The organism is Streptomyces sp. cf386 (assembly GCF_900103585.1).
GTDB lineage: Bacteria > Actinomycetota > Actinomycetes > Streptomycetales > Streptomycetaceae > Streptomyces.
The window spans coordinates 765,457-786,925 of sequence record NZ_FNHV01000001.1 but is presented as its reverse complement, the minus strand read 5'-3'; the positions used below and the strand labels follow the sequence as shown (position 1 = coordinate 786,925).

The following is a 21,469-nucleotide window of genomic DNA, read 5'->3' as shown; positions in this document are numbered from 1 at the left end:
CGTCGCGGGCTCAGGCCGTGGCGTGGTGGGCGAGGGCCAGGTGCGGATCCGCCTCGCCCGGCACCGGTGCCGGGTCGGCGTGGACCAGGGCCGCGGTGAGCCGGGGCACGGCGTGCAGCAGGGCGTGTTCGGCGTCGACGGCGATGGCGTGCGCCTGACGTACCGTCACCTCGCCGTCCACGACGACCGCCACCTCCGCGCGCAGTCGGTGCCCGATCCAACGCAGCCGCAACTCGCCCACCTCGCGCACGCCCTCGACCTCCCGCAGCGCCCGCTCGGCCCGGTCCACCAGCGCCGGATCCACGGCGTCCATCACCCGCCGGAACACCTCGCGTGCCGCGTCCCGCAGTACCAGCGTGATGGCGGCCGTGATCGCCAACCCCACGATCGGGTCCGCGAGTTGCCACCCCAGCGCGGCGCCTCCGGCGCTCAACAGGACGGCGAGTGAAGTGAATCCGTCCGTACGGGCGTGCAGTCCGTCCGCGACCAGCGCCGCCGAGCCGATCGCCCGCCCGACCCGGATCCGGTACCGGGCCACCCACTCGTTGCCCGCGAACCCGACGAGCGCCGCCACGGCCACGGCCGGGATCTGCTCCACGGGCCGCGGATCGAGGAGGCGGTCGAACGCCGTCCACGCCGCGAAGGCCGCGGACGCGGCGATCGTCAGCACGATGACGATGCCCGCGAGGTCCTCGGCCCGCCCGTAGCCGTAGGTGAAGCGGCGGGTCGCCGCGCGTCGGCCCAGTACGAAGGCGATTCCCAGCGGTACGGCGGTCAGTGCGTCCGCGGTGTTGTGCACGGTGTCGCCGAGCAGCGCCACGGATCCGGAGGCGATGACGACGACCGCCTGGGCGAGTGCGGTCACGCCGAGCACGGCCAGCGAGACCCATAGTGCGCGCATGCCGCGGGCCGAGGACTCCAGGGCGGAGTCGAGTTTGTCGGCGGTTTCGTGGGAGTGGGGCTTGAGGAGGTGGGTCAGGCGGTGGCGGAGGGGGGCCGGTGTGTGGGTGTGGGCGTGTCCATGGTGGTCGTGGTCGTGATGGTGGTCCTGCGTGTGGCCGTGATGGCCCTGGTGCTCGTGCTCGTGCTCGTGCGCGTGCCCGTCGCTCACGGCGGTCCCCTTCCGGTGCATGGGAGTGGGCGAGTGGCCACTCACACCGCCATTATGTGCGTATGAGCGCACGCATGCACCTATCACCTGCACTGGATGCGCACCCGCGCACCCCGGGCGAGGACGAGTCGGCCTCAGTAGTCGGCGTGCGTGCCCAGGTACTGCTCCGCGAACGCCATCGCTGCCTTCGGGGAGCCGAAGAGGCGGCGGAGGCGGGCGAGGGTGGTCCCCGCGCGGTAGGGGTCGCCTGAAGACGTGCCGTGGTAGACCTCGGAGAGCCAGTGCGAGAACTCCTGGTAGTCCCACACCCGGCCCAGGCAGGCCGCCGAGTAGCCGTCCAGGCCGGTGCCGTCGCCCTTGGTGAGGTACGCGATGAGCGCGTCACCGAGCAGGAAGGCGTCGTGCAGGGCGAGGTTCATGCCCTTGGCGGCGATCGGGGCGGTCAGGTGGGCGGCGTCGCCGGCCAGGAAGAGGCGGCCGAACGCCATGGGCTCGACCACGTAGTTGTGCATGTCGAGGACGCGCTTCTCGATCAGCCGGCCCTCCGTCAGCGGCGGCGCGCCGTTCGCCCCGAGCCGCTGCTGGAGCTCCGTCCAGACCCTGTCGTGCGACCAGTTCTCCGGGTCGTCGCCGGGCGGGCACTCGAGGTAGTAGCGGGTCACCTCGGCGCTGCGCGGCATGTGGCCGGCGAACCCGTTCGGATGCATGCCGAACAGCACACAGTCGGAGGACGGCGGCGCCTCGGCGAGCAGCGCCAGCCAGCCGATGCCATAGTCGCTGCGCGAGATGTGCACACGGTCGTCGGGCACCGCGGCGCGCGTGACGCCACGCGCTCCGTCACAGCCCGCGACGAAGTCGCAGTGCACGACCTCGCGTCGGCCCGTCTCCGGGCAGGTGTACGACACCGAGGCGTGGTCGGTGTCGAGGTCGTGCAGCTCCACGTCCTGAACGCCGAAGCGTATGGCCCCGCCGCGCACGTCCGCGTACTCGCGCACCAGGTCCGTCACCAGCAACGGTTGCGGATAGACCCAGTGGTGCTGTCCCGTCAGTTCGGCGTACTCGAACCGATAGCGCTCCCCGGCGAACCGGAACTCGCACTCCGTGTGCCGCTGCGCCCGCTCCAGCAGAGTGTCCGCGAGCCCCCGCTGCTGGAGTCCGCGTACGGCCCACTCCTCGATGACCCCGGCCCGCGGCCGCCGCTCGATGAACTGACGGGTCTCGATCTCCAGGACCAGACAGTCGACGGACGCCGCCCGCAGGATGTTGCCGATGGTGAGGCCGGCCGGTCCGGCACCGACGATGACGACCGGGAAGCGTTGCGGGGCACCGGAGTTGGTGTGGGGGGAGGTGGAAGTCACCCGAGCATTATGCGGGCGGCCGACGCGGGGAGGGGAGGGTTCCGGGGGCGGCTCGATGTGCCCTGGAAGACGCCCCTAGCCCAGGCGCGGTATCTCGATCGCCGGGCAGCGGTCCATGACCATCTCCAGTCCCGCCGCGCGGGTGCGGTCGTACGCCGCCTCGTCGAGGACTCCCAGCTGGAACCAGACCGCCTTGGCACCCTTGGCGACCGCCTCGTCGGCGACCGGACCGGCGAGGTCGCTGTTCACGAACACGTCGACCACGTCCACGTCGAAGGGGATGTCCGCCAAGGAGGCGTAGCCCTGCTCGCCATGGACCGTCTCCGCCTTCGGATGGACCGGCACGATGCGCTTGCCGTAGCGCTGCAGCACCTCGGTGACGCCGTACGCCGCTCGCCGCTGGTTCGACGACAGGCCCACGATCGCCCAGGTGTCGCCCAGTTCGGTGAGGATCTTGCGGACCGTTGCCTCGTCGCCGTGCACCGTCGGCCTCCCTGCGCCTCGTGGGACTTCCGTCCAACCGTCGTCCCTCTGTCGTCACCACGCACAACGGCCGACGGCCCACAAGGATTCCCGGGGTGGCGATGCCCGGACACGACCTACGCGTCGTGTGCCTGAATGGCCCGTACAACCATGGACGACCAGCGAACTTCCGGCAGACCCGAAGCCCGCCACGGTGACCGGAAAACGGGCCGGATGGCTGCGCAGGACGGTCCGTCCGCCTACGCTCGCTCCGTGCTGCGCATCATCGACGCCCGAACCGGCGAGCCCGTGGACGCCGCCCCCGCCCGCCGGGGCCTGACCCGCGTCGAGGCGCATACGGAGGGCTTCGACGTCACCGCCCTGCGGATACTGCTGGTCGCCGACCTTCTCGTCCGCGCCCTGGAGCTCGGCGGTACGCCGGTCTGGGCGCTGCTCGACGAGGAGCGGCAGCAGGCGGAGCTGCGGGCCGGCGCCGCGGCGCTGGGCATCCGGCCCTTCGAGGACGGCCGGGACGCGGCGTCGGGACTGGGCGAGGCACAGGTCCTCCATGTCGTACGCGAGGGCGGCGCGGAACCCGACGGAGTGCGGGTCGCCGTCGCGCCCGTGCACGCCGAGGCACCTCCCGACGAGGCCGATCCCGCCGCCCTGCGCCTCGCGCTGCTGTCGCGGCGCAGAAGCGTGCCCCTGCAGCTCGACACGGCCGCCCTCGCGGATGCCCACGACACCCTCGTACGCTGGCGCGGCGCCGTCGCCACCTGGGCACAGCGACCGTCGCGGCCCATCCCCGACGAGGTGCGGGCGGAGCTCCGCACCGCGTGGGAGGACGACCTGGACATGCCCGGAGTCCTCGGAGTCCTGCGCTGGGTGGAGACCGCGCCGGACCTGCCCGACGGCGCCCGCTTCGAGACATACGCCTACGCCGACCGCCTCCTCGGCCTCGACCTCGCCCACGACCTGGGAAACCCGTCATGACCGCTCGCATCGGAGCCGGCCCGCTGCGCCGTCTGGTCGTCCTGCGGCACGCCAAGTCCGCCTGGCCGGACGGCGTCGCCGACCACGAACGCCCGCTCGCCCCGCGCGGGCTTCGGGACGCCCCGGTCGCGGGCCGGATGCTCGCCGACGCGGACTGCCTGCCGGATCTCGCGCTGTGCTCGACCGCCGCACGCGCGCGTGCCACCTGGGAACTGGCGTCCGCCGAGTGGGGCACGCCGCCACCGGTGCGCCTCGACCAGCGGCTGTACGCGGCCGACGTGCCCGACCTCCTGGCCGTCGTGCGCGAGGTACCCCCCGAGGTCGAGACGCTGCTGCTGGTCGGGCACAACCCGGGCCTGGAGGACCTCGTCCTCGAACTCGCCGGGGACGGCCTCGACGACACCCTGGACGAGGTCCGCACGAAGTTCCCGACGTCGGCGATCGCCGTCCTGGCCTGGCACGGGCTCGCCTGGCGGGCGCTCGCGCCCGGCACCGCGCTGCTCACGGACGTGATGGTGGCGCGGGGCAGGAAGAAGTGAGCACCTCCCGCGCGGGCGGGCGTGGCCGCGGCGCATAGGCTGGCCCGATGCAGGACGAGTACCGCACAGTCGCCCACGCGGGCGTGCACGAGACCGAGGTCAACCGCTCACGCTTCATCTGTGCGCTCGCCCCGGCCGCCACCGAGCAGGAGGCCCAGGAGTTCCTTGCCGCCGTCCGCAAGGAGCACGCGGACGCCACCCACAACTGCTGGGCCTACGTCATCGGCGCCGACGCCGCGATCCAGAAGGCCAGTGACGACGGCGAACCGGGCGGCACGGCAGGCGTCCCCATGCTCCAGATGCTGCTGCGCCGTGACATGCGCTACGTCGTCGCCGTCGTCACCCGCTACTACGGCGGCGTGAAGCTCGGCGCGGGCGGGCTCATCCGGGCGTACGGCGGAGCCGTGGGCGAGGCCCTGGACACGCTCGGCACGCTCACCCGCCGCCGCTTCCGGCTGGCCACGGTCACCGTCGACCACCAGCGCGCCGGCAAGGTGCAGAACGACCTGCGGTCGACCGGCCGCGAGGTGCGCGACGTGCGGTACGCGGAGGTGGTCACCATCGAGATCGGTCTGCCGGAGGCCGAGGTGGCGGCGTTCCGGGGGTGGCTCGCGGACGTGACGGCGGGGACGGCGGGGTTCGAGCTCGGGGGAGAGGCGTACGGGGACGCGTGACGAGCTGAGCTGCTGCTCGGGTGAGATGTCGGCAACTGATGAGATGTCGGCGACTGAAATGTCCGTAACGCGCATATGGCGGGCCTGCCATGACGGGGCGATACGGGAGTAACCACCCGTGCTGTCAGACCCGCCCGTTAGTCTCGGGGATCATGAGGCTCCTGCACACTTCCGACTGGCATCTCGGCCGGGCGTTCCACCGGGTCGGCATGCTCGGCGCCCAGGCCGAGTTCATCGGTCACCTCGTCGCGACCGTGCGTGAGCGCGGCGTGGACGCGGTGGTCGTGTCGGGAGACGTGTACGACCGGGCGGTGCCGCCGCTCGCCGCGGTCGAGGTGTTCGACGACGCCCTGCACCGGCTCGCCGATCTTGGTGTGCCGACGGTGATGATCTCGGGCAACCACGACTCGGCACGCCGGCTCGGCGTGGGTGCGGGGCTGATCGGCCGCGCGGGCATCCATCTGCGTACCGAGCCGTCCGCGTGCGGCACGCCGGTCGTGCTCCGGGACGACTTCGGTGACGTGGCCTTCTATGGGCTGCCCTATCTCGAACCCGCCCTGGTGAAGGACGAGTTCGGCGTGGAGAAGCCCGGACACGAGGCCGTGCTCGCCGCCGCCATGGACCGGGTGCGTGCCGACCTCGCCACACGCGCGCGTGGCACCCGGTCGGTCGTCCTCGCGCACGCCTTCGTCACCGGGGGCGAGGCCAGCGACAGCGAGCGGGACATCACCGTCGGCGGGGTGGCCGCGGTGCCCGCCGGGGTCTTCGACGACGTCGACTACGCGGCCCTGGGGCATCTGCACGGCTGCCAGACCATCACCGAGCGCGTCCGCTACTCCGGCTCGCCCCTGCCGTACTCCTTCTCGGAGGCCGACCACCGCAAGAGCATGTGGCTCGTCGACCTGGACGCCGAGGGTGCGGTCACCGCCGAGCGCGTCGACTGCCCGGTGCCGCGCGCGCTGGCCCGGATCCGGGGGACTCTGGAGGAGTTGCTCGCCGACCCCGCACTCGCGCGGCACGAGGAGGCGTGGGTCGAGGCGACGCTCACGGACGCGGTGCGCCCGGCGGACCCCATGGCCCGCCTCGCCGAACGCTTCCCGCACACCCTCAGCCTCGTCTTCGACCCCGAGCGGGCGCCGGACGATCCCGAGGTGTCCTATGCGCAGCGGCTCGCCGGCCGGAGCGACCAGGAGATCGCGGAGGACTTCGTGGCGCATGTGCGGGGGGCCGGGCCCGACATGCGTGAACAGGGCGTGCTGCGGGACGCGTTCGACGCGGTGCGGGCCGACGAGGCCGTGCGGGAGGTGGCGCGGTGAGGCTCCATCGCCTCGATGTGACGGCGTTCGGTCCGTTCGGCGGCTCCCAGACCGTCGACTTCGACGCGCTGTCGACCGCCGGGCTCTTCCTGCTGCACGGCCCCACCGGTGCCGGCAAGACCTCCGTCCTGGACGCCGTCTGCTACGCGCTCTACGGCTCCGTTCCGGGCGCCCGGCAGAGCGGCCAGGGCATGACGCTGCGCAGCGACCACGCCGTGTCCGGCACACGCACGGAGGTCCGCCTCGAACTGACCGTCGCCGGGCGCCGGTTGGAGGTCACCCGGCAGCCACCCTGGGAGCGCCCCAAGAAGCGCGGTTCGGGTACGACGCTCGACAAGGCGCAGAGCTGGCTGCGCGAGTACGCCACTCAGGCCGGGACCTGGAAGGACCTCAGCCGCTCGCACCAGGAGATCGGCGAGGAGATCACCCAGCTGCTCGGCATGAGCCGCGAGCAGTTCTGCCAGGTCGTGCTGTTGCCCCAGGGCGACTTCGCCCGCTTCCTGCGCGCCGACGCCGAGGCCCGCGGCAAGCTGCTGGGCCGCCTCTTCGACACCCACCGCTTCGCCGAGGTCGAGAAGCGCCTCGCCGAGCGTCGCCGGGCCGCCGAGGCCCAGGTGCGGGACGGCGACGCCGCGCTGCTGGCCGACGCGCACCGGATGCAACAGGCGGCGGGAGACGCCATGCCGTTGCCCGACCTCGCCCCGGGCGAGCCCGGCCTGGCCGAGGCCATCCTGGGTGCCGCCGCCGTCGCCCGCAGCACCGCCCGCGAACAGCTGACCGTCGCCCACTGCCGCCTCCTGGCCGCCGAGTCGGCCCAGGCCGCGGCCGACCGTGCCCTGGCGGACGTACACGAAGTGGCCCGGTTGCAGCGGCGGTTCGCCGAGGCGCAGGGGCGGGCCCGGCTGCTGGCGGGGCGGGCCGACGCCCACCGTGAGGCGCAGGCGCGCATGGAGCGGGCCCGCAAGGCCGAGGCGGTGGCACCTGCACTGGAGCTGCGGGAGGCCGCCGAGGCCGAGCACCGGCAGGCGGCCATGGCGCAGGCACGCGCGCGTGCGTTGCTGCGGGACGCCTTCGGTGGGGGAGGCCCGGGAGAGGGGCCGGACCGCGGCGCCGGTTTCGGGTCCGGCGGCGCTCCGGAGGACGGGCAGGCCTCGCACACCTTCGCCGACTCCGGTGCCGCCGGGCTCTCGGCCGCCGCACGGCGGTTCGCCGAGGAGCTGGGCGGGCTCGAGTCGGCCCGTCGGGGCGAGCGGCAGTTGACCGAACTCATGGCGGAGCGGGCGCAGTTGGATCGCCAGGAGCGGGCGGACGACGAGGTCCGTCTGGATGCCGAGGCATGGCTCGCCGGGTGGGCGGCGACCCGCGCCGGGCTGCAGACCCGGATCGAGTCCGCGCAGGAGGCCGCGCACCGCGCCGACCAAGTGGCCGTGCAGCGCGAGCCCGCGCGGCAGCGGCTCGCCGCGGCCCGGATGCGTGACCAACTGGCGGGCGACACGGACACGGCCGCCGAACAGGCCGCTCGCGCCCAGGAGCAGGCACTCGCGGCCAAGGCGGGGTGGCTGGACATCAAGGAACAGCGCCTGAACGGCATCGCGGCGGAACTCGCCGCGCAGCTCCAGGACGGCGCCCCTTGTGCCGTCTGCGGTGCCACCGAGCATCCCGCCCCCGCCCGCAAGGACGCCGGACACATCGACCGGGAGGCGGAGGAGCGGGCGCTCGCCGCGTACCAGCAGGCAGAGGGACGGCAGGCCGAGAGTGAACGGCGCCTGGGCGTCGTAAGGGAAGCCCTGGCCGCCGCCACCGCCGAGGCCGGCGACCTGCCGACGCGTCAACTCGCCGAGGCGGTAGATCAGTTGGAGCAGCTGTACACGCAGGCCCGCAAAGACGCCTCCGCGCTGCACTCCGCGCACGAGGAGCTGCGTCGGGCCGAGGCGGAACACGAGCAGCGCACAGCCGCCCACCAGCAGGCGGCGGTCCGGGCCGCCGCCCGGGTCGGCCACCGTGAGCGGCTGGACCGGGAGAAGGCGGCCCTGGAAGCGGAGTTGGCCCAGGCGCGCGGCGCCGCCGACAGCGTGGCCGCGCGGGCCGCGCAGCTGGAGCGGCAGGTCGCGCTGCTCACCGAGGCCGCCGACACCGCGCGCGCCGCCGAGGACACCGCCCAGCGACTCAAAGATGCCGACGCCCGCCTGGCCGACGCGGCCTTCCGCGCGGGCTTCGACACCCCGCAGGCCGCGGCTGCCGCCCTCCTGGACGACACCGCCCACCGCGAGCTGCAACGACGCCTGGACTCCTGGCAGTCCGAGGAGGCCGCCGTACGCGCCGTCCTCGCCGAGGCCGACACCTCGGCCGCCGCCCAGCAGCCGCCCGCCGACGTGGTGTCCGCGGAGCGCACCGCTTCCGCCGCCGCCCAGCGGGCCCGCGCAGCCGCTTCCGCGCGCGACGCGGCCGCCCGGAGCTGTACCGAACTCGACCGCCTGTCCGCCCGAGCGGCCACCGCCGTACGCCAACTCGCCCCGCTGCGCGAGGAGTACGACCGGGTGGCCCGCCTCGCCGCGCTCACCGCGGGCACCTCGGCGGACAACGAACGCCGGATGCGCCTGGAGTCGTACGTGCTCGCGGCCCGCCTCGAACAGGTCGCCGCCGCCGCGACCGTACGGCTGCAGCGCATGTCGTCCGGCCGCTACACCCTGGTCCACTCCGACGACCGGGCCGGTCGTGGCCGCAGCGGGCTCGGGCTGCACGTGGTCGATGCCTGGACCGGGCGGGAGCGGGACACGGCGACGCTGTCCGGCGGTGAGACCTTCTTCGCCTCCCTCGCCCTCGCCCTCGGGCTCGCGGACGTGGTCACCGACGAGGCGGGCGGAGTCCGGCTCGACACCCTCTTCATCGACGAGGGCTTCGGCAGCCTCGACGACCAGACCCTCGACGAGGTACTCGACGTCCTGGACTCACTGCGTGAGCGCGACCGCAGCGTGGGGATCGTCAGCCATGTCGCCGATCTGCGGCGGCGGATCCACGCGCAGTTGGAGGTCGTGAAGGGGAGATCGGGGTCGGTGCTGCGGCAGCGCGGCGTCGGGTGACCTCGGTTCAGTTGCCCAGCGGTCGGCGGGGCAGCGGCGAGGAGTAGACGACACTCGTCGTCACCGAGCCCAGCGCGCCGATCTTGCCGGACACCTCCTCCAGGTGCTGCATCGAGCGGGCCGTGACCTTGATGACGAAGCAGTCGTCACCGGTGACGTGATGGGCCTCCAGGATCTCGGGCGTGGCGGCGACGAGATCGTGGAAGGGCTTGTAGTTGCCGTTGGGGTACCGCAGACGCACGAAGGCCAGGATCGGCAGCCCCAGCCGCTCGGGGTCGACGACCGCCGCGTACCCCTGGATGACGCCCGCCTCCTCCAGCCGCCGCACCCGCTCCGTGACCGCGCTCGCGGACATGGAGACGGCACGCGCCAGCTCGGCGAAGCTGGCGCGGCCCTCGCGCTGGAGGACGTCGAGGATGCGCCAGTCGGTGGCGTCCGGGGAAAACGCGGTCATGGGCGAGGAATAGCAGGCAAATGCCCGGCAGATCAAGAGGAGGGCCGGGGATCTCCCCTTCAGGGAGTCGATCACCGGCCGTAGATTTCTGGGCATGACGACTACTGCGGCGACCGCCGCCAACCCCGTTCTCCGCGTCGCCCCCGCCGCCCCGGCCGAGGCCGCCGCCTACTTCAGGGCGAGTCTCGCCTTCCACGCGGACGTCTCCGACGTCGCCGCCGCCCTCGCCTCCGGCGGTGACCCCGCGTTCGTCGTCGTGGACTCCCGCTCCACCGAATCCTGGGACCAGGGCCACATCCCGGGCGCGGTCCATCTCCCCACCGTCCTCATCCCCGAGCAGGCCGAGCAGCTCCTCGACAAGTCCGTGCCCGTCGTGACCTACTGCTGGGGCCCCGGCTGCAACGGCGCGACCCGTGCCGCGCTCGCCCTCGCCGAACTCGGCTACCAGGTCAAGGAGATGCTCGGCGGCTTCGAGTACTGGGCCCGCGAGGGATTCGAGTACGAGACCTGGCAGCGCCGCAAGAACATCCCCGTCGACCCGCTGACCGCGCCGGTGTCGGGTGACAACTGCGGGTGCTGAGGCTGGAGTTGACCACGGTGACTTGGCGAGGTCCCGGTGCGTGTAGGTTCTGCTGCCATGGTGCGATACGCGGAACCGGGCGCGGTGGAGTGGGTGGAGTCGGGAGGCGGCCCGCTGATAGCGGTGCCGGAGACGGTGCTGCCGTTCTGGGCGGGCGCCGACGGCGACGAGACGGCGTCCGACTACGACCGGGCCTGCGAGGTCGACGGGTTCGTCGGACTCCTGCCGGTGGGGGACAGCGCGGCGCTGGTGTTCGGTGACGAGCCCGCGTCCACCTCGTACCTTCCCGACCACGGCATTTTCGTCCGGTGGTGCGCGGCCGACTCCGAGGAGGACCTGCTGGCGCGGGTTCCGGCCGCCCTCGCCACGGCGGACTGGGGGCACGAGGTGCACTGGAAGGTGCCGGGCACGGTGGTCCTCTTCGACTCGGCCTGGCCGGGAGGGGAGACGGAACGGACCGAGCATCTGCGGGTGGACCTGGAGCCCGGGGCGTACGCGGTCCGCGCCGCCCAGGTACAGCCCGGGCCGGAGACCTGGCTGGGACTCGTCCAGCTGCGACGGCTGCCGCACTGACCGTTCGGAGCGTGAGGGCCTTCGCGAACAACCGAAGGCCCTGGTGAACAACCGGGAGCCCTGGTGAACAACCGGGGTCTTGGCGAATATCCTGGTGCGCTGGACCCGGCCGTTCCCCATCATGAACTCCCATGCCGCGTCTCCCGCACCCCGCCCCCGAAGACCTGCTCCGCGACCCCCTGCCCCTGCGCGGGCGCACCGCCCTGGTCACCGGGGCCAGCAGACGCGCCGGGATCGGTCATGCCGTGGCCCGGCGGCTGGCGGCGTACGGGGCGAGCGTCTATCTGCACCACCATGTGCCGCACGACGCCGCCATGCCCTGGGGAGCCGACCGCCCCGAGGACGTCGTCGCCTCCGTGCGTGAGGCGCTCGGCGACCCTGATGCCCAGGTCCTCGCGGGGCCCGGTGACCTCTCCGACCCGGACGCACCCGCCGAGCTGATCGCCACGGCCGCCGAGGCACTGGGCGGACGGCTCGACATCCTGATCGCCAACCACGCGGTCAGCGGCTCCGACGGCAGCCTCGATGAGATCGACGCCACCATGCTCGACACGCACTGGGCGGTCGACACCCGCTCGGTCCTGCTGCTCGTCCAGGCGCATGCCCGGCTGAGGCCGGCCGGCCCCGGCGGCCGCGTGGTGATGATGACCTCCGGCCAGGACATCGCGGGCGGCATGCCCGGCGAGATCGCCTACGCCCTCCAGAAGGGCGCCCTCGCCTCGATCACCCGCTCCCTGTCGACGACGCTCGCCGAGCAGGGGATCACGGTGAACACCGTCAACCCCGGCCCCGTGGACACGGACTACCTGACCGGCGAGTCGTACGAGGCCGTGGCGGCCCGCTTCCCCGCCGGACGGTGGGGCATGCCCGACGACCCGGCCCGCCTCATCGCGTGGCTGGCGACGGACGAGGCGGGCTGGATCACCGGTGAGGTCATCAACTCCGAGGGAGGATTCCGGCGTTGAGGTGAGGCGTTCGGCTGTCTGCTCGACGACCCTGCCGCGTCAGAGCCGGGCCAGCTCGTCGACCAGGTCGTCCAGGCCCAGCGAACCCTGCGACAGGGCCGCCATGTGCCAGGCCTTGAGGTCGAAGGCGTCGCCGTGCCGCTCGCTCGCCTTCTCGCGGCCCAGCAGCCACGCCCGCTCGCCGAGCTTGTAGCCGATGGCCTGGCCCGGGATCGTCAGATAGCGGGTCAGCTCGCTCTCCACGAAGTCCGCCGGGCGGCTGCTGTGCGCGCCGAAGAACTCCTGGGCCAGCTCCGGAGTCCAGCGCTCACCCGGGTGGAACGGGGAGTCGGCCGGGATCTCCAGCTCCAGGTGCATGCCGATGTCGACGATGACCCGGGCCGCCCGCATCATCTGCGCGTCGAGGTAGCCGAGCCGGTGCTCCGGGTCCGTCAGGAAGCCGAGCTCGTCCATGAGCCGCTCCGCGTACAGCGCCCAGCCCTCGGCGTTGGCGCTGACCCCGCCGATGGTGGCCTGGTAGCGGGAGAGGTTCCCGGCGACGTACGTCCACTGCGCGAGCTGGAGGTGATGGCCCGGCACGCCCTCGTGGTACCAGGTCGAGACCAGGTCGTAGACCGGGAAACGGTTCTGGCCCATCGTCGGCAGCCAGGTGCGGCCCGGCCGCGAGAAGTCCTCCGACGGGGGCGTGTAGTACGGCGCCGCCGCACCGCCGGGAGGCGCGATGCGCGACTCCACCTGCCGTACCGGCTCGGCGAGTTCGAAGTGCGTGCCGTCCAGCTTCTCGATCGCCTCGTCCATCAGGCCCTGGAGCCACTCACGGACCTCGTCGACGCCCTCGATGTGCTTGCCGTGCTCGTCGAGGTGCGCAAGCGCCACCCACGGGGTCGCGGCGCCGGGAAGGATCTTCTCGGCCTCCTTCTTCATCTCGCCGAGCAGCCGGTGGTACTCGGACCAGCCGTACGCGTACGCCTCGTCGAGGTCGAGGTCCGTGCCGTTGAAGTAGCGCGCCCAGCGGGCGTAGCGCTCGCGGCCCACCGTGTTCGGCGCGCCCTCGATCGCAGGCGTGTACACGTCGCGCAGCCAGTCCCGCAGCTCCACCACGGCGGCCGTCGCCGTGCGGGCGGCCTCGTCCAGCTCCGCCCGCAGCGCCTCCGGGCCGGCCGAGGCGAAGTCCTCGAACCAGCCACGACCCTCACCGGTGTCCACCCACTCGGTGAGCTGCTCGATGAAGGTGGCGGTCGGGCGCGGTGCCGCGTACAGCTTGCGCTCCAGACCCAGCGTGAGCCCCTCGCGGTAGCCCGCATACGCGGCCGGCACCGCGCGCAGCCGCTCGGCGATCGCGGCCCAGTCCTCGTCGGTCTGGCTCGGCGTGACGGTGAAGATCTCGCGCACCGAGTGCGCGGGCGTGGCAATGTTGCCGACCGTGCGCAGGCCCTCGTCGGCCTCGTGCACGGCCAGCTCCGCGGTCAGCCGTTCGCGCAGCAGGCGCGCGCACCGGCGCTCGATGTCACTGTCCGCGCCGGGCAGGCGTTCGGCCTCGTCGAGCCGTGCGAGCGTGGCCCGCTGGAGCTGCGCGAGCGCCTCCTGGCCCGCGGGTGAGAGGTCGGGGAGCCTGCCCGAACTCTCCTTCACGCCGAGATACGTACCGGTGACCGGGTCGAGGGCGATGAGCTCGTCGACATACGCGTCGGCGATCTCGCGGGGCAGCGGGGTCTTGGTCTCAGACATGCGATCCATCCTCATACGGCGACCGCTGCCGCGTCAGCCCGGTTTGGCCGGCCCTTGTCCCAAGTCAGCCCGATTTCGCTGAGGGCGTGTGTCCCGACGCGTCGGGTGGCAGCAGCGGCCCGCAGTCCCACTGCTGGAAGATCAACCGCGTCTCCACCCGGGCCACTTCGCGGTGGGCGGTGAACTCGTCCAGCACCAGCCGCTGCAGATCCGTCATGTCCGCGACCGCGACATGCACGAGATAGTCGTCCGGCCCGGTGAGATGGAAGACGGTCAGTGACTCCGGCAACGCCCGGATCCGCTCCACGAACGGCCCCACCAGCTCCCGCCGATGCGGCCTGACCTGCACGGACAGCAGCGCCTGAAGCCCTCGGCCCAGTTTGGCCGGATCCAGCCGGAGCTGATGACCGAGGATCACGCCGGAGCGGCGCAGCCGGGTCACCCGGTCCAGACACGTCGACGGCGCGACCCCGACCTGCGCGGCGAGGTCGCGGTAGGTGGCCCGGGCGTCGTTCTGCAGGAGCCGCAGCAGATGCAGATCGACCGGATCCAGTACGACAGATTCGGCCATTGGCCGAACGTAACACGGTCCGCGCCCGCCGGACCCCGGCCGATGTTCACTCTTCCGCCCATGGACATCGCGAGCATGGAGGCATACGACGGCATGCCCAGGTACGACGACGCACGCACCGCATCCAGAGCACTCGCCACCGAGGCCGTGCACGCCGGCCGCGACGACCTGGCCCGGCAGGGACTGCACGCCCCGCCGATAGACCTGTCCACCACCTATCCCTCCTACGACAGCCGAGGCGAGGCCGCCCGGATCGACGCGTTCGCCACGACCGGCGCGGAGCCGGACGGCCCGCCCGTGTACGGGCGCCTCGGCAACCCGACCGTCGCCCGCTTCGAGACGGCCCTGGCCCGTCTGGAGGGCACCGAGGCGGCGGTCGCCTTCGCCAGCGGGATGGCCGCGCTGAGCGCGGTTCTCCTGGTACGGGCCTCGAGGGGCCTGCGCCACGTCGTCGCCGTACGCCCCCTGTACGGGTGCAGCGACCACCTGCTGACCGCCGGGCTGCTGGGTTCGGAGGTGACCTGGACCGATCCGGCCGGCATCGCGGAGGCCCTGCGTCCCGACACCGGTCTGGTGATGGTCGAGTCCCCGGCCAACCCCACGCTCGCCGAGGTGGACCTGCGGGCGGTGGCCCATGCCTGCGGTTCCGTCCCGCTGCTCGCGGACAACACCTTCGCCACGCCGGTGCTCCAGCGCCCCGCCGAACAGGGCGCACGGCTGGTGCTGCACAGCGCGACCAAGTACCTCGGCGGGCACGGGGACGTGATGGCGGGCGTGGTGGCCTGCGACGAGGAGTTCGCCGGACGGCTGCGGCAGATACGTTTCGCCACAGGCGGCGTCCTGCACCCTCTCGCCGGATACCTGCTGCTGCGCGGCCTGTCCACCCTCCCGGTGCGGGTCCGCGCCGCCTCCGCGACAGCCGCCGAACTCGTCCGCCGCCTGGCCGCCGACCCGCGCGTCGCCCGCGTCCACTACCCGCGCATCGGCGGCGCGATGATCGCCTTCGAGGTCCACGGCGACCCGCACGAGGTCATCGCCGACGTCCGCCTCATCACCCCCGCCGTCAGCCTCGGCAGCGTCGACACCCTCATCCAGCACCCGGCGTCCATCAGCCACCGCATCGTGGACGAGGGTGACCGACGGGACGCCGGGGTGAGCGACCGGTTGCTGAGGATGTCGGTGGGTCTGGAGGACGTGGACGATCTGTGGGCCGATCTGGATCAGGCCTTGGGGGCGCGGCAGCGCCCCTCCAGGGGCGCGGGGAACTGCGCGACCAGCCACAACGCACCCGCAGTCGCCGGCGCTCAGTAGCCCCTACGGCGCTCAGTAGCCCCTACGGCGCTCAGTAGCCCCTACGGCGCTCAGGCCTTCCCCAGCTCACCCGCACCAGACAGCTGCTCCGCAACCCCCACGGCGCCCCCCGGTTCAACCGGCGGAGCCAGCCGCGCCGTGATGACCAGGGTCCCCTCCTCGATCTGATAGTCGAGGGGGAGCCCCAAAGCCCGCATCGCGGCAACCATCCCGGTGTTGGACGACTGCGTCACGGCGTACACGCTCTCGCAGCCCGCCTCGACCGCCATCCCCACCAACCTGCGGAGCAACTCGCTGCCGATACCCCGCCGCTGCCACGCGTCCTCGATCAGCAGCGCGACCTCCGTCTCGTCACCGTCCCACAGCAGGTGGCCGAGGGCGACGACGCGCCCCGACGCCGTCTGCACGGCGAGCGTGCGGCCGAAGCGAGGGCTGAGCAGGTGCTTGAGGTAGCGGTCCGCATCGCCGACCGGCCCGTGATACCGCATCCCGAGCGTCCGCGAGGAGCACCGCTCGTGCATGTCCTTCGCGGCCGCCAGGTCACCGGTGTCCGCCCGGCGCACGGTGATGTCGTTGCCCTCGGGCAGCGTCAGCACGTCCTGGCTGCGCGGCACGCGAGGGCCGAGCCGGGCGTCCAGCTCCACCAGCGCCCGCGCCCGCGCGAACTCGGTCGGCGTGAACGGCAGATACGGCCGCTCCACAGTGATCACTCCACCTTCCGGCGCCCGCAGCCGCATCACGGTGTCCTCCAGAGCCCCTTCCATCGGCACCGGCTCCGGCCCCCGACCGCCCCCGGCCGGTACGGCGGGCAGCGACCGGATGGTGCACCGCCCCAGCAACTGCCGCAGGGCCAGCGGCAGTTCCGCCGCGTCCAGGGCGGTACGGGTGGCCAGGCCGAGCACCCGGGTCGGCGCGTCCACCAGGTCATGGGCGTCGGCCCGCTCGATCCAGGTGCCGGCACCGCCGGCCACCGAGACCGCTCGGGTGATCTCGGCCGCCGGGAGCCCGCCGGGCGCCCGCAGCAGGAACTCGTCCACCGTGCCCTCGGCCAGCGGATGGGTCTGCAGGCTCAGGATGTCCACCCGCAGCTCGGCAAGTGCTGCGCACAGCGCGGCCAGTGACCCCGGTTCGTCCTTCACCGTCGTCCGCATCCGCCACAGCGCACTCTCCTCGGACACCGTCGCGGCCGCGTCCCGCGACTGGTCCGACGGCCCGGCCTGCTCCAGGGAGCGCGGCCGGGCACCGGTATCGCCCGTCGGCGGCGCGTGACCGTGGCGGCGTGCCCACCATGTGTGGAACCCCGCCGTGGCGACCAGCACGGCCGCCGAGACCAGCAGCAGCGTCGGTCCGTCGGGCCCGTGCCCGACCAGGTTCGCCACGGCGTCGGCCACCGCCACCGCCGTGAAGAGCGCGGCGAGCTCGATGACGTCGCGGCGCCAGTGGTGTACAGGACGGCCGTGCTTCGCGCGTGTCACATCAGACATGTCTCGACTCATGCAGCCACTGTGAAGGAAGGGTGTTGCGTGATCACGAACGCTTTGTGACCGGGCGGTAAAGAGCCACTATGTCTGGTTTGCGATCCTTCCCGTCAGGTGGCCCCAGTCAGGCCGCCACCTCCTCCGCCAGTGCACTGCGCAGTCGCCGCGCCTGGGCCACGAGCCGGGACGAGCCGCGGCGGTCCGCCGTCCGTGCCAGGTGCGGCAGTTCCTCGCGCGCACCCGTCCGCTCGGCGCACTCCGCGGCGACGGTCAGCAGATCCGCCAGTCCCCGCGCAGGTGCCGCCGCCCCACCGGTCGCGAGGTCGGCGAGCAGAACGGGCAGGGTGTGCCGGAGCATCTCCCAGACGGTGGCATTCGCCCCCGTGGCCGCCGCCGTCCGCGCCGACTCCACGAGCCGTGACGGCTTCACGGCGCCGCGCCGCACCAACTGCCCGAGATCCGTGCCCAGCCTGGCCGCGTCCAGCTGCCCGCGCGCCGCCAGTACCAGCAGGGCGTCCACGGCGGCGAGCCGGTCCTCCGGATGCCGCGCACCGAGCCCGTACGCCACGCAGAGGTGTACGGCTTCGCCGGCCTCGCCCTCGGATTCGGCGAGGAGCGGCAGTGTCGCGGCGGCACCCCGGACGTCGTCCACGGCGACCGTGGACAGGTCGTGCAGCAGCCTGACCGCGACGAGTTCACGCCGCTCGGGAAGGATGGCGAGCCAGTGCGGGCGTATCTCGTCGTCCCAGTGGTAGCAGTACCGGCGCTCACCGTAGACGCCCACCGGACGTCCGAGGGGCCGGAATTCCCGCGGGAAGTCCTCCTGCAGCTCCAGGAGTTCAGCGCACTCCAGCAGGATGCGCGGACCGGCGGTCCGCCGCCTCGCGGCAGGCAGGGCCGGACCGTCCGCGGTAAGCCACTTCGCGAGGTGTGCCCCTTCCGGGGTGCCGAGGGCGGCTGCCCGGACCGCAGCCGCCTCGGCCGCCGTACGGTCCTCGCGGCGCACCCGCAGCAGTGCCTGCGCGAAGTCGGCCGCGCAGACTCGGGCGCCGAGGTGCCGGTACTCGTCGAGGCGGGTGACGAGCTCGTCCGGCTCCAGCAGACCGGTGCTCCAGGTGGGCGTGGACAGCAGGAACGGCAGCGGTTCCGTACGGATCCGGTACGCCACCTCCTGGATCCGGGCGTTGAAGGCACGGGTCAAGGCGCTGTGTACGCACTCGGACCCCGACGGCCCGTGCTCGATGGCCCTGTGGAGAGTGGCGGTGGGCACCTGGTCGAGCAAGGTCGCGAGGAGGAGTTCCAGGCGCTGCGGCTGGTTGGTGAAGTAGGCGAAGTGGTCCTTCAGCCGGATCTGCGAGGACTCGGTGTCGGCCCACCAGCGGCGTGCGACCACCGGGGCGAGTGCCTCCACCAGCGCGTCCTTGTCCCGATGGGCATGGCGCACCAACCCGTCCAGCGTGCGCTCGAACGTCGCCACGTCCGCCTCGGACGCCAGCAACGCCCCCACCTCTTCGGTGAGCTCGGCCACCGAATCCGGGGCGGGCGCCAGGCGGACCGGCTCGGGTGCGGGCGGCAGGACCTCCTCGTACGTCAGCTGCTCAGGAGTCGCCGGGGCCGCCCCGAGGCTACGGACCGCACGCGCGCGCAGGACGGGGATCAACTGCTCGGCGGCCGACGCGAGTTCGTCCCGTGCCTGAGCGCTCCGGACCTTACTCAGGTGCCGTTCCACCAGCTTGAGCGCCCGCTCCTGAACGTCCGAGTCCCCGTGCCCGAACGCCTGCGCCGCGGCGGGCAGCAACTCCTCGGCGGCGGACGGCTCACCGGTGAGCACCTTGCCCAGCAGGACCAACTGAGCGCGCACGAGCTTCTTCTCGGTGCGGAAGAGGACGGCCCCCGACATCTCGACCAGCTGGCGTGTGGTCAGTTCACCGTCCAGGGCGAGTGACGCGAGCACCGACTGGGCGTGCCCGGCCACGACGGACGGGGCATCGGAGGCGAGTGCCAGCCAGTCGGCCGTGTGCTCCCGCTGCTCGTCCCGGGTGAGGGCGAACGCCTGCAGCATGCGCAGGAACACCCGATGGTCGGCCGCCGGGCCGCCCCGCAGCAGCCGGGCCAGGCATGCGCCGACCGTCGCCTTCCGGTCCAGGACGCCCTCGGCGGTCAGGTGGGCGAGTGCGTCGGTCCAGCTGTTCGGACCCTCGGCGGCGGACCAGGCCAGACGGCTGCCGATGTCGTTCGTCTCGAAGAGCGCCGCCGTGAGCTGGGCGAGATGCGGGTCCTTGCGCAGCCGGTCCAGGACCGTGTCGCCGCGCTGCCAGACGTGACCGATGTGCTCCACCCACCCGTGCACATAAGCCTCCGTCGTCGGCACCGGGCAGCCGGAGAGCCGCACCAGGCCCGCCATCAGCTCATAGGGCACCCGCGCGCTGACCGGCCGCTCGGCGATCCGGTGCGCCACATCGGCGAGCCAGCCGGGAGCCCGGTCGCCCAGGACGTCGATCAGCACTCCCGGTGATGCGGGCCACCAGCGCATGTCGGCAGCGACCAGCCAACTCGCCACCCCGGCCGCGCCGGTCTGGCACGCGGCGCCCGCCGCATGCAGGGTGGGATAGGCGCGGCGGGACTGCGAGGTCCACTGATCCGCCCTCAGCTCCTTGCGCAGTGCCCGCAACTCAGGGAAGAACGCCCGCCGTTCGGCGTCCGTCATCCCGTCCAGCAGGCTCACCGCCTCGGCCGTCCGCCCCGCCCGTACCGCGTCCATCAGTGAAGTCATCGCGCACCCCCGCCGACCCGTGCCATGTCCCGCTCCGCCGCGGCGATGCCCCGCCGCACCATTCGCACCGCCAGCGCGTGCTTGCACGGCCCGCGCCCACCCCGGTACTTCGCCCACCACAGACAACTGCAACTGAGCACCCCCGCCTCGTCCCGCACCCGGTGCACATGGCCGTCCTCGGCCGTCACCGTCCCCATGCAGCCGTCCAGCACGACCGCGCCCGCCGCCACCAGCGCCCGGGCCGAGCGCAACCGCGGGTTGTGGCGCTCCACGCGCTCGGCGTCGTACGGCAGCTCCCGGTGGAAGTAGGCCGCCTCCGCCGTGTCGAACCCGACCCGCCCCGACGTGCCCAGGCGGACCAGGGCCGCCCGGACGCGCTCGGGGGTGAGGCCCGAGGCTCCGGCCAGGTCGGCGACGTCGATGCGGGGCTCCCACGCGAGGAGCACCGCGATCAACTCGGCATCCTCGACGGCGTCATCGGTCGCGAGCGCGTAGAGGACGCCTCCCTCGCCGGAGAAGCCGCGCGAGGCGTCCGGCGACAGCGTGAGCGTCAGTCGCATGCCCGGCAGCACCGCCTCCCAGGCGCTCGCTGTGGCGGCCGCACCGCCGGTGACCGCGGGGCCGTACACCCGAAGGGCCGTGGCATACCTCAGCACCCGCTGCAGCGCGATCAGCCGCTCCGGGCCGGGCAGGCACACCGCGCCGGGCACCGCGCGCGTCGTCGGGCGCAGCCCGCCGCCCGTCCCGGCCGAAGAGGGCACCACCCATCGCGGACCGGCCGAGGCACCGCGCCCGCCGCCGCGCGGCAGAGCCCGCAGGAACCGAACCGCCTCGGCAGCCGGCAGCTCGGCCCGCAGATCGAAGCCGGCCGCTATCACCTGCGCCTCCGCGAAGCCCCGCAGCCAGCGGTCCGTGAGCGGCACCTTCTTCTCCACGACCGGTCCGTCCAGCGTGGTCACGGCCAACTCCTCCGGGCCCACCCGCAGATGGAGCGGATCGTCCGCTCCGATCCTGGACAGAGCCTCGCGCAGGGGGTTGTTGACGTCGACGTTCGTCGTGCCGTGACCCACCTCGCCGCCGTCGAGGCCGGACTCCAGCACGTCCAGGCGGGCGTACACCCCGCCGCAGCCGGAGAAGGACTCGAACCGCAGGCGGTCGCCGTTGCCCGTGACCACCGGGTCGAGGGAGGCGCGCAGCTGCCGCTGGTAGTAGCGAGCCGCCGCCACGTCGGCCACCGCGAGCAGCCCGGCGGAGGCCACCTGAGGCGATGTCAGGAAGCCCGCGAAGAAGCGCGGGTGGTCCTCCACGCCCGACGGCGTCGCACCCCGTGAGGTCTCCAGCCCCAGGCGCTGTCCGTCCGCTGCGGACTCCAGCACGGAGGGTCGGCAATAGGCCACGGCCTGTAGAGATCGCGTCATGGAAAAACCGTAGAGGCGACCACTGACAATCGCTCTGACCTGCCAAAACACCGTCCGGCAGAGGGTGTTCGCGAGGCCGGTACGA

18 protein-coding genes and 1 pseudogene are annotated in these 21,469 nt (G+C 72.9%); 10 read left to right on the top strand and 9 right to left on the bottom strand.

What is annotated here, in order from left to right:
• Window positions 1-10: 10 nt before the first annotated feature.
• The gene (locus tag BLU79_RS03520) at window positions 11-1,111 is read right to left on the bottom strand and encodes a cation diffusion facilitator family transporter (RefSeq protein WP_093904212.1); all 1,101 of its coding nucleotides are present in this window, start codon (window positions 1,109-1,111) and stop codon (window positions 11-13) included.
• Between the two features lie 62 nt (window positions 1,112-1,173).
• On the opposite strand from BLU79_RS03520, the pseudogene BLU79_RS49845 reads away from it, so the two are divergent.
• A pseudogene (locus BLU79_RS49845) lies at window positions 1,174-1,293 on the top strand (transcriptional regulator); the annotation flags it as partial.
• Here BLU79_RS49845 and BLU79_RS03515 read toward each other — a convergent pair.
• Window positions 1,246-2,469, bottom strand: a complete 1,224-nt coding sequence (locus BLU79_RS03515; RefSeq protein ID WP_093904063.1) for a 4-hydroxybenzoate 3-monooxygenase — start codon at window positions 2,467-2,469, stop codon at window positions 1,246-1,248. The pseudogene BLU79_RS49845 and the gene BLU79_RS03515 sit on opposite strands and share 48 nt — an antisense overlap.
• 75 nt (window positions 2,470-2,544) lie before the next feature.
• Window positions 2,545-2,952, bottom strand: a complete 408-nt coding sequence (locus BLU79_RS03510) for a CoA-binding protein (RefSeq protein WP_093904062.1) — start codon at window positions 2,950-2,952, stop codon at window positions 2,545-2,547.
• Window positions 2,953-3,165: 213 nt separating this feature from the next.
• Here BLU79_RS03510 and BLU79_RS03505 point away from each other — a divergent pair, with 213 nt between their 5' ends.
• The 5 genes from BLU79_RS03505 to BLU79_RS03485 all read left to right on the top strand — a co-directional run bounded on the left by BLU79_RS03505 (window position 3,166) and on the right by BLU79_RS03485 (window position 9,533).
• Window positions 3,166-3,924, top strand: coding sequence for a hypothetical protein (locus BLU79_RS03505; protein WP_093904061.1), 759 nt, complete (start codon window positions 3,166-3,168; stop codon window positions 3,922-3,924).
• On the top strand, window positions 3,921-4,463 hold the full coding sequence (locus tag BLU79_RS03500; protein WP_093904060.1) for a SixA phosphatase family protein: 543 nt from the start codon (window positions 3,921-3,923) through the stop codon (window positions 4,461-4,463). The genes BLU79_RS03505 and BLU79_RS03500 overlap by 4 nt, the downstream gene beginning before the upstream one ends.
• A gap of 47 nt (window positions 4,464-4,510) precedes the next feature.
• Window positions 4,511-5,137, top strand: a complete 627-nt coding sequence (locus BLU79_RS03495) for a YigZ family protein (RefSeq protein WP_093904059.1) — start codon at window positions 4,511-4,513, stop codon at window positions 5,135-5,137.
• A gap of 152 nt (window positions 5,138-5,289) precedes the next feature.
• Window positions 5,290-6,453, top strand: a complete 1,164-nt coding sequence (locus BLU79_RS03490) for an exonuclease SbcCD subunit D (protein ID WP_093904058.1) — start codon at window positions 5,290-5,292, stop codon at window positions 6,451-6,453.
• Window positions 6,450-9,533, top strand: a complete 3,084-nt coding sequence (locus tag BLU79_RS03485; protein ID WP_093904057.1) for an AAA family ATPase — start codon at window positions 6,450-6,452, stop codon at window positions 9,531-9,533. Before BLU79_RS03490 ends, BLU79_RS03485 begins: the two co-directional genes overlap by 4 nt.
• Window positions 9,534-9,540: 7 nt before the next feature.
• On the opposite strand, the gene BLU79_RS03480 is transcribed toward BLU79_RS03485, so the two are convergent.
• Window positions 9,541-9,987 (bottom strand): Lrp/AsnC family transcriptional regulator, encoded by a 447-nt coding sequence (locus BLU79_RS03480; protein WP_093904056.1) that lies wholly within the window; start codon window positions 9,985-9,987, stop codon window positions 9,541-9,543.
• A 94-nt stretch (window positions 9,988-10,081) separates the two neighbouring features.
• On the opposite strand from BLU79_RS03480, the gene BLU79_RS03475 reads away from it, so the two are divergent.
• From BLU79_RS03475 to BLU79_RS03465, 3 genes are all read left to right on the top strand, one after another.
• Complete coding sequence (locus BLU79_RS03475; RefSeq protein ID WP_093904055.1) at window positions 10,082-10,567, top strand: rhodanese-like domain-containing protein; 486 nt, start codon at window positions 10,082-10,084, stop codon at window positions 10,565-10,567.
• Window positions 10,568-10,624: 57 nt separating this feature from the next.
• Window positions 10,625-11,140: an immunity 21 family protein gene (locus BLU79_RS03470; RefSeq protein WP_093904054.1), complete on the top strand. Its 516-nt coding sequence runs from the start codon at window positions 10,625-10,627 to the stop codon at window positions 11,138-11,140.
• Window positions 11,141-11,271: 131 nt separating this feature from the next.
• The gene (locus BLU79_RS03465; protein WP_093904053.1) at window positions 11,272-12,105 is read left to right on the top strand and encodes an SDR family oxidoreductase; all 834 of its coding nucleotides are present in this window, start codon (window positions 11,272-11,274) and stop codon (window positions 12,103-12,105) included.
• Between the two features lie 39 nt (window positions 12,106-12,144).
• Here the strand turns inward: BLU79_RS03465 and BLU79_RS03460 are convergent, their stop codons facing one another.
• Both BLU79_RS03460 and BLU79_RS03455 read right to left on the bottom strand, forming a co-directional pair.
• A complete protein-coding gene (locus BLU79_RS03460; RefSeq protein ID WP_093904052.1) occupies window positions 12,145-13,833 on the bottom strand; it encodes a DUF885 domain-containing protein in 1,689 nt (562 codons plus the stop codon).
• 64 nt (window positions 13,834-13,897) lie between these two features.
• Window positions 13,898-14,404: an Lrp/AsnC family transcriptional regulator gene (locus BLU79_RS03455; protein ID WP_093904051.1), complete on the bottom strand. Its 507-nt coding sequence runs from the start codon at window positions 14,402-14,404 to the stop codon at window positions 13,898-13,900.
• A 42-nt stretch (window positions 14,405-14,446) separates the two neighbouring features.
• Here BLU79_RS03455 and BLU79_RS03450 point away from each other — a divergent pair, with 42 nt between their 5' ends.
• Window positions 14,447-15,715, top strand: coding sequence for a trans-sulfuration enzyme family protein (locus tag BLU79_RS03450; RefSeq protein ID WP_371131797.1), 1,269 nt, complete (start codon window positions 14,447-14,449; stop codon window positions 15,713-15,715).
• A gap of 50 nt (window positions 15,716-15,765) precedes the next feature.
• Here BLU79_RS03450 and BLU79_RS03445 read toward each other — a convergent pair whose 3' ends face one another.
• The 3 genes from BLU79_RS03445 to BLU79_RS03435 all read right to left on the bottom strand — a co-directional run bounded on the left by BLU79_RS03445 (window position 15,766) and on the right by BLU79_RS03435 (window position 21,384).
• Window positions 15,766-17,199, bottom strand: coding sequence for a GNAT family N-acetyltransferase (locus BLU79_RS03445; RefSeq protein WP_093904050.1), 1,434 nt, complete (start codon window positions 17,197-17,199; stop codon window positions 15,766-15,768).
• A gap of 118 nt (window positions 17,200-17,317) precedes the next feature.
• Window positions 17,318-19,966: a DUF7824 domain-containing protein gene (locus BLU79_RS03440; protein WP_093904049.1), complete on the bottom strand. Its 2,649-nt coding sequence runs from the start codon at window positions 19,964-19,966 to the stop codon at window positions 17,318-17,320.
• A complete protein-coding gene (locus BLU79_RS03435; RefSeq protein WP_093904048.1) occupies window positions 19,963-21,384 on the bottom strand; it encodes an SWIM zinc finger family protein in 1,422 nt (473 codons plus the stop codon). Before BLU79_RS03435 ends, BLU79_RS03440 begins: the two co-directional genes overlap by 4 nt.
• Between the last annotated feature and the right edge of the window lie 85 nt (window positions 21,385-21,469).

Excerpts from the sequence above, each read along its gene's own strand:
- BLU79_RS03505 (WP_093904061.1), top strand. The coding sequence starts at position 3,166 with ATGGCTGCGCAGGACGGTCCGTCCGCCTACGCTCGCTCCGTGCTGCGC.
- BLU79_RS03500 (WP_093904060.1), top strand. The coding sequence starts at position 3,921 with ATGACCGCTCGCATCGGAGCCGGCCCGCTGCGCCGTCTGGTCGTCCTG.
- BLU79_RS03495 (WP_093904059.1), top strand. The coding sequence starts at position 4,511 with ATGCAGGACGAGTACCGCACAGTCGCCCACGCGGGCGTGCACGAGACC.
- BLU79_RS03490 (WP_093904058.1), top strand. The coding sequence starts at position 5,290 with ATGAGGCTCCTGCACACTTCCGACTGGCATCTCGGCCGGGCGTTCCAC.
- BLU79_RS03480 (WP_093904056.1), bottom strand. The coding sequence starts at position 9,987 with ATGACCGCGTTTTCCCCGGACGCCACCGACTGGCGCATCCTCGACGTC.
- BLU79_RS03475 (WP_093904055.1), top strand. The coding sequence starts at position 10,082 with ATGACGACTACTGCGGCGACCGCCGCCAACCCCGTTCTCCGCGTCGCC.
- BLU79_RS03470 (WP_093904054.1), top strand. The coding sequence starts at position 10,625 with ATGGTGCGATACGCGGAACCGGGCGCGGTGGAGTGGGTGGAGTCGGGA.
- BLU79_RS03465 (WP_093904053.1), top strand. The coding sequence starts at position 11,272 with ATGCCGCGTCTCCCGCACCCCGCCCCCGAAGACCTGCTCCGCGACCCC.
- BLU79_RS03460 (WP_093904052.1), bottom strand. The coding sequence starts at position 13,833 with ATGTCTGAGACCAAGACCCCGCTGCCCCGCGAGATCGCCGACGCGTAT.
- BLU79_RS03455 (WP_093904051.1), bottom strand. The coding sequence starts at position 14,404 with ATGGCCGAATCTGTCGTACTGGATCCGGTCGATCTGCATCTGCTGCGG.
- BLU79_RS03450 (WP_371131797.1), top strand. The coding sequence starts at position 14,447 with ATGTTCACTCTTCCGCCCATGGACATCGCGAGCATGGAGGCATACGAC.
- BLU79_RS03445 (WP_093904050.1), bottom strand. The coding sequence starts at position 17,199 with ATGTCTGATGTGACACGCGCGAAGCACGGCCGTCCTGTACACCACTGG.
- BLU79_RS03440 (WP_093904049.1), bottom strand. The coding sequence starts at position 19,966 with ATGACTTCACTGATGGACGCGGTACGGGCGGGGCGGACGGCCGAGGCG.
- BLU79_RS03435 (WP_093904048.1), bottom strand. The coding sequence starts at position 21,384 with ATGACGCGATCTCTACAGGCCGTGGCCTATTGCCGACCCTCCGTGCTG.